This window comes from Methanospirillum sp., from assembly GCF_035560735.1.
GTDB lineage: Archaea > Halobacteriota > Methanomicrobia > Methanomicrobiales > Methanospirillaceae > Methanospirillum.
On sequence record NZ_DATMYY010000171.1, the window covers coordinates 1 to 6,208 of the forward strand.

7 protein-coding genes are annotated in these 6,208 nt (G+C 45.7%); 3 read left to right on the plus strand and 4 right to left on the minus strand.

The genetic code is table 11. The features are described from left to right. The 4 genes from VN429_RS05190 to VN429_RS05205 all read right to left on the minus strand — a co-directional run. The coding region (locus VN429_RS05190; RefSeq protein ID WP_325630534.1) for a TetR/AcrR family transcriptional regulator at positions 1–586 on the minus strand (586 nt) is incomplete at its 3' end. A 57-nt stretch (positions 587–643) separates the two neighbouring features. After that, positions 644–1,843: an aldo/keto reductase gene (locus VN429_RS05195; protein WP_325630537.1), complete on the minus strand. Its 1,200-nt coding sequence runs from the start codon at positions 1,841–1,843 to the stop codon at positions 644–646. Positions 1,844–2,041: 198 nt separating this feature from the next. Further along, positions 2,042–3,085, minus strand: coding sequence for an AIR synthase family protein (locus VN429_RS05200; RefSeq protein ID WP_325630539.1), 1,044 nt, complete (start codon positions 3,083–3,085; stop codon positions 2,042–2,044). Further along, the gene (locus VN429_RS05205; protein WP_325630543.1) at positions 3,085–3,687 is read right to left on the minus strand and encodes a thiamine-phosphate synthase family protein; all 603 of its coding nucleotides are present in this window, start codon (positions 3,685–3,687) and stop codon (positions 3,085–3,087) included. The genes VN429_RS05200 and VN429_RS05205 overlap by 1 nt, the downstream gene beginning before the upstream one ends. A 243-nt stretch (positions 3,688–3,930) precedes the next feature. Here VN429_RS05205 and VN429_RS05210 point away from each other — a divergent pair, with 243 nt between their 5' ends. The 3 genes from VN429_RS05210 to VN429_RS05220 are packed head-to-tail and all read left to right on the plus strand — an operon-like array spanning position 3,931 to position 6,166. After that, positions 3,931–4,311 (plus strand): hypothetical protein, encoded by a 381-nt coding sequence (locus VN429_RS05210; RefSeq protein WP_325630548.1) that lies wholly within the window; start codon positions 3,931–3,933, stop codon positions 4,309–4,311. Positions 4,312–4,352: 41 nt separating this feature from the next. Continuing rightward, complete coding sequence (locus VN429_RS05215; protein ID WP_325630550.1) at positions 4,353–5,477, plus strand: ABC transporter permease; 1,125 nt, start codon at positions 4,353–4,355, stop codon at positions 5,475–5,477. Continuing rightward, positions 5,474–6,166 (plus strand): ABC transporter ATP-binding protein, encoded by a 693-nt coding sequence (locus VN429_RS05220; RefSeq protein ID WP_325630552.1) that lies wholly within the window; start codon positions 5,474–5,476, stop codon positions 6,164–6,166. The genes VN429_RS05215 and VN429_RS05220 overlap by 4 nt, the downstream gene beginning before the upstream one ends. Positions 6,167–6,208 lie beyond the last annotated feature (42 nt).

A 6,208-nucleotide genomic window follows, 5' to 3' on the forward strand; every position in this document is an offset into this window, starting at 1 on the left:
GATCGAGACCGAGACTGACCAGTTCTTCTGAAGACAAACCGGTTTCCCCGGTCGAGATAAGTTTGACCACACCAAACAAAATCTGGGACACCATGACAAAATAGAACTCATGAGGAAGATCCCGGATCATCCCTCGTGCAATTGCGTCCTCTGTTATCTCATTCATCCAGGCAAATTCAGCATGTGCCTCACGTTTTACTTCTTCAGAGATACTAGGAGAATGATAGAATTGCTCAACAAAGAGGAATTTCTCATGGTTTGAAGTACCCCAGGTGACAAAACCCTGAAAGCACTGCTCAAGCCTGGTCCTTGGATCCAGGTTAGGATCATCACAGTCCCTGACTGCTTGAGCCATATCTTTCTTAATTGAGAGATAAAGTTGTTCAAAGAGGCTATTTTTATCAGGGAAGTAATGGAAGAGCGTCCCTGTTGAAATTCCCGCCTCCCTGCTGATCTGTGATGTAGGAGTTGCATGAAAACCCTGACTGGTGAAGAGCCGAAGGGCCACATGCAGGATTATCTCCCGCTTTCCTAATAGAAGGGGGGTTTGATCTCCTGATACTGAATCTTCAGATACTGGTTTCATGCTTTCACGAATTCAACATTTGACAGTTATTTACAGGGAGTTAGACGTTTTCCTTGATCAATCATTGATCTTTCTTCTGGAAAAAATCATCCTGATTATCGGAATCAATGCCCTGGTTCGCAGACCATCAAGATTTTTTGAAGCTTTTTTCAGTTCATCAGGGATAGGGATATGCTGGGGGCAGAGCGAGACACACTTCCCGCAATTTCTGCAGAGAGATGCATGGGCAGGTGTTCCTCCCAATCCTCCCATAAGCTGGATCCCATACATCCCTCTTGTCATCATCCGGTTTCCAGCCATATGATATTGATTGTAAAATGAGAGGCACTGAGGGATATTTACACCAAAAGGACATGGCATGCAATAGGCACAACCGGTGCAGCCTACCTTCATTAGCCGTAGGTATATCCCTTTCACTTCTTCCACAATAGACAGTTCATCAGGTGTCATCACCCCGGCGAAGGCATCCTCACAGGTGGTGATATTCTCTGCAATATGTAATTCATCATTCATTCCCGAAAGGACTACCGTTACTTCGGGATGATTTAAAACCCATCTCAAAGCCCATTCTGCAGGTGATCGCTTTATTTTTGCACTTGTGTAAATCTTTTTAGCATCATCAGGGATTTTTTGTGTAAGCATTCCTCCCCGGAGAGGTTCCATGACAATAACTGCAATATTTTTCGAAGCAGCATACAAAAGCCCGTCTTTGCCTGCCTGAGTATTCTCATCAATAAAGTTGTACTGGATCTGGCAGAATACCCAATCATAGGAGTCGATGATCTCTTTGAATGTTTTTCGATCGCCATGAAATGAGAAACCAATATTGATGATCTTTCCCGCTGCCTTTGCCTTCTCTAAAAATTCAAACACACCAAAGTCAAGGAGTTTCTTCCAGTTGTTTGCGTCAAGAGAGTGGAGAAGATAGTAATCGATATGATCGGTCTGAAGTTTTTTCAACTGATCATTCAGGATGGTTTCCATATCTTCAGGCTTTGTCAGGTGCCACGGGGGGAGTTTGGTTGCAAGTTTTACTTTCTCCCTGTACCCGTCCTTAAGAACATCTCCTAAAATTCGCTCGCTCTCTCCATACATAAATGCAGTATCGATATAATTGACACCTGCATCTATTGCACTTCGAATCTGACGGGATGCACGCTCTTCATCTATCCGCCCTCTTCTGGTCGGAAGCCGCATCGCTCCAAACCCGAGTACAGATAGGGAATCACCATTTTTTGGGACTTGCCGGTATTGCATATGGTCACATCTCCTTGGCTAAGGTAGAGAATCAGTAGAGTGAACAGTCTAGACTGACCACTCAATATGCAAATAAATCTACATATATCTTGTGGTGTGTCTACCATAGGAAAGACGCAACCGAGGTCGATATCAATGATTTACAACGAAGAAAAAATAGATACCAAAAAAAGGGAGAACAAAGGCTGACAGATATAATCAGGAGACACTCTCAAAAAAAACCGGCCAGAAGGGATCCTGGGCTGGAACTTCCAAGGGGACTATTGTGTCATCCAGCCGTGTTATCATGCGGTTTTCTGGATTGCTGGTAACCATTCCAATCACTGATCCAACAATACCAATTTCTGCAAGAGATGTAAGGATACTATCTGAATATTCTTTATGAGCCGTGATGAGAAGAGAACCTTCAGCAATGGCCTTGATTGGATCTATTCCAAAATGATCACATACCATACGGACTTCAGGCGGGTACACAAACAGTGACTCATCGATATCCATACCGACACCACTTGCATCCGCAATCTCAAATAATCCTCCAATAACCCCTCCTTCAGTGGCATCATGCATCCCGGTCACACCTCCGGCCTTTATAGCAGTCATGGCATCCCTGACTACGCTCATCTGGCTGCAGAGGGCCTGTGCTCGCTTCACAAGATCGGGCTCATAGTGCTCTAGAAGATCCTTCTCACGGAGGACTGATAAGATGCCAGCCGTTTCAATTGCCGGACCTTTGGTAAGAATAACCACATCTCCGGGCTGTGCTCCTGCCGGAGTAACATACGAGTCCTCCTTAGCAATTGCAAATACCGTTACACCCCCAATCGTTGGTGCTGCAAAACCGGGATAATACCCAGTATGACCACCTACAATCGCAATACCAAGCTCTTTTGCAGCCTCATGAATTGAATTTACAATTACTTTCAGATCATCATCAGAGGTGTCAGGTGGAAGTAACAGGGAATAAGTCATATATCGGGGGCTGACTCCCATTACTGCCACATCGCTTGCACCAATGTGGACAGTATACCACCCAAACATCTCAAGAGGCTGGCCTGGTATTGCAAATATCGGATCTTCTGCCACAATGAGGACTTCCCCGTTACCAAGAGAGATTACCCCTGCATCGATCCCGGTACGGGGTGGAACAAGTACTGATGAATCAGAGGCGCCCAGCCGATGCTGAAGAAATGAGTTGAAGATCCCGACATCTATCTTTCCAATCTTCTGTCCGGTGCCGGCCATTATACCCCTGACTGTGATGATAATTTAGCGGTATATCTTTTTGCAATCTCGATAACCTGCTCCACAACTTCGATAGGATCTCTCCCCACCAGAACAGTGACTGGTTCTTTTCCAACCGCTCCGGTTTCATAAAACATTTTGGGAGCAACTCCCCCACAGGCACGAACTGCTTCTGCTACCTTCCAGGGCATAGAACCGCACTCTTTCTCTTTTACCTCTTCAGGTTCATTACTGCGGTCAATTACTGAGAAGATCCATCCTTTTTCAGCACAATACTGTTTCAGCCATTCAGCAAACGCAGGATTGTTCATGAAGTCTATTCCTGCTCGATAAGACGAGTCAAATTTGGCAAGCTCAATGATAAGCCGGGCCATATGACTTGATGCACCCAGCCTGGGACGCCCGGCAGCATACGGCATTCCACGCACCACCGTAATTCTTCCGTCTACTGCGAGGACATCATCCCTGGTTGCTGCATCCTTTTTGGCATATACCATATTCGTGCGTACTTCAGGGATAAGAAAGACAAACTCCTTACACTGTTCGATTTTTCCAAGTGCGAGAGAAAATTTTCCAAATAATTCAATGAGATCATCAGACACACACATTCACTCATAATCACATTGGTGAAAATCCATATTGTAGGTTCTTACAGAAGAGTACCCAGAGTCTGGAAATTCACCACAATTCAAACATATCCTGAATATGTAGCTGTACTTGTGAGAATTGATTTATTAACACAGACTGAATCTGATTCATATCAGAGTGATAAACAAACATTCCACATCGGCAGGAAACCAGTCGGTCATGGAATTACCGCTTATTCACTCAATCACGGAGAAATCATGAATTCAAAAGCAATCATTACAGGAGTTCTCATTATCATTGCGATCAGCGTTGTCGGATGTTTTGCAGACCAGTCAGGAAACCAGACTGCTGTTGCACCAGAAAAAGTAAGTATCAGCAACCTGCTTAGCAGTGCTGATAAATATACAGAAAAACCAGTCAGCGTAGAAGGGAAGATCACCTCACAATGTGGATCTGGCTGCTGGTTTATAATGTCAGATGATAACGGCGACCTCTATGTCAATCTGAAACCGAATAACTTTGTAATTCCCCCGGCGATGGGCAAAAAAGTAACAGTTATCGGAAATGTCATAATCAAGGATAATGATCTCGCACTTGTCGGAAGCAGCGTTAGTCTGGATGGGAAAACCTACCCATGAACTTCTGGACCCTGGCGATTAAGAATCTGAGCAGAAGGAGGATGCGAACTCTGCTGACCATAGTGGGGGTGGCCATCGCTATTGCAGTCCTCTACTCTCTGTTATCATTCAATGCCGGCTATGAAAGGCAACTCTCCGGCGAGATGAACAGTCTCGGAGTAAGTCTTCTCGCAGTTCCAAAAGGGTGTCCATATGAGGCTGCAAGCCTTGTCATGCATGGAGGAGTAATTCCAAAGTATCTCAATGAATCTAATCTGCAGACGATCCGGAGCACCACTGGTGTTGAGATAGCAACTCCAATGCTTTTGCAACAATTTACCGATAACGGGACATCTCATGTGGTGTATGGTATCGAGAGTGCTGAGATGCAGAAGATCAAACCCTGGTGGAAAGTTCAGGGGCGGTTCTTCACAGACGATGAGAAGAAGGTCATGGTGATCGGAGCAGGTCTTGCTGAACAGATGAATGCCAGGGTTGGCGATTCGATGCCGGTCGGTCAGGCAAAGGAACAGTTTATCATCGTCGGGATACTTGAGCGGACCGGAGGACAGGATGACCAGTCGCATTTCCTGCCTATCGATGAAGCCCAGAGGATCTTCAAGAAAGAAGGCAAGATCAACACAATAGCAGTGCTTGTGAAAGATCCCAAAGAGGTTGCTTCTGTATCTGATGAGATAGAGAAGATACCTGACACACAGGTCGTCACCATGTCACAGATTTCAGGGACTATCATGAACCTGGTGGGATCGGCACGTACATTGCTCTTTTCGCTTATTGCGGTAGCAATAGTGATCAGTGCATTTGGTATCATGAACACACTCCTGATGTCAGTGCATGAGAGGACCCGCGAATTCGGGATGATGAAAGCAATCGGGGCATCTGGTGTTGATATCGGGATCATGGTCATGATAGAGACCATCATTGTGACCACTGCCGGTGGAATTCTGGGAGTCTATGGATCGTTTGTGGGTGCTGGTATGATTGAGAAGTTTGTCAGATCAAATATTCCGTATGCACCGGTTGGAAGCCTGATAACTGCTGATCCGGTTCTGATAGGGGAATGCCTACTCTTCTCAGTTGTGCTGGGTCTGATATGTGGATTATACCCTGCATTCAGATCTTCAAGACTCAGTCCAATGGAAGCCATCAGGAGTGAGTTTGAATGAACCTGATTGAAGCCCGTGATCTTACCAAGGTATACCACCGAGGCAGTGAAGAGGTTCATGCCCTAAAAGGGGTGACCCTTTCAGTAAAAACAGGGGAATTTCTCTCCATCGTCGGTCCTTCAGGATCTGGAAAGACCGGCCTCTTAAATATCCTGGGACTTCTGGATAATCCATCTGGTGGGACCGTGAAAGTACATGGATCCGATGTGACTCATCTGAAGGAGAAACAGCGGGTAGTAGTAAGACGGGACACCATCGGATTTGTATTTCAGCAGTTCTTCCTTATTCCGACGATGACAGCCAGGGAAAATCTGGAACTTCCCCTCCTCTTCAGTAGGAAGAAACCAGATCCAAAAAAGACCGAATCGATCCTTGAAATGCTTGGACTTGCTCACCGGGGAGACCACCTTCCATACCAGCTTTCAGGTGGCGAGATGCAACGTGTTGCCATCGGTCGTGCCCTGATGAATGATCCACAGATCATCCTTGCCGACGAGCCAACCGGTAATCTTGATTCAGCAAGTTCAGAAAAGATCTATGACCTCTTCAGAGATCTCAGAGACAAAGGGCTTACGCTTATTGTGGTCACTCATAACTCTGAGCTTGCAAAACGGGCAGACAGGGTCATTACTATCAGGGACGGCATACTAACTGATGAAGAACACCAGGTATGTTGTCCATGTGCCTGAGGATATTACTGACAAGTCCAGTGAAACATTACACAATATGAG

What these genes read in the sequence shown, in the direction of transcription:
- VN429_RS05200 (WP_325630539.1), bottom strand. Translation starts at nt 3,085, where the DNA reads ATGGCCGGCACCGGACAGAAGATTGGAAAGATAGATGTCGGGATCTTC.
- VN429_RS05215 (WP_325630550.1), top strand. Translation starts at nt 4,353, where the DNA reads ATGCGAACTCTGCTGACCATAGTGGGGGTGGCCATCGCTATTGCAGTC.
- VN429_RS05195 (WP_325630537.1), bottom strand. Translation starts at nt 1,843, where the DNA reads ATGCAATACCGGCAAGTCCCAAAAAATGGTGATTCCCTATCTGTACTC.
- VN429_RS05210 (WP_325630548.1), top strand. Translation starts at nt 3,931, where the DNA reads ATGAATTCAAAAGCAATCATTACAGGAGTTCTCATTATCATTGCGATC.
- VN429_RS05220 (WP_325630552.1), top strand. Translation starts at nt 5,474, where the DNA reads ATGAACCTGATTGAAGCCCGTGATCTTACCAAGGTATACCACCGAGGC.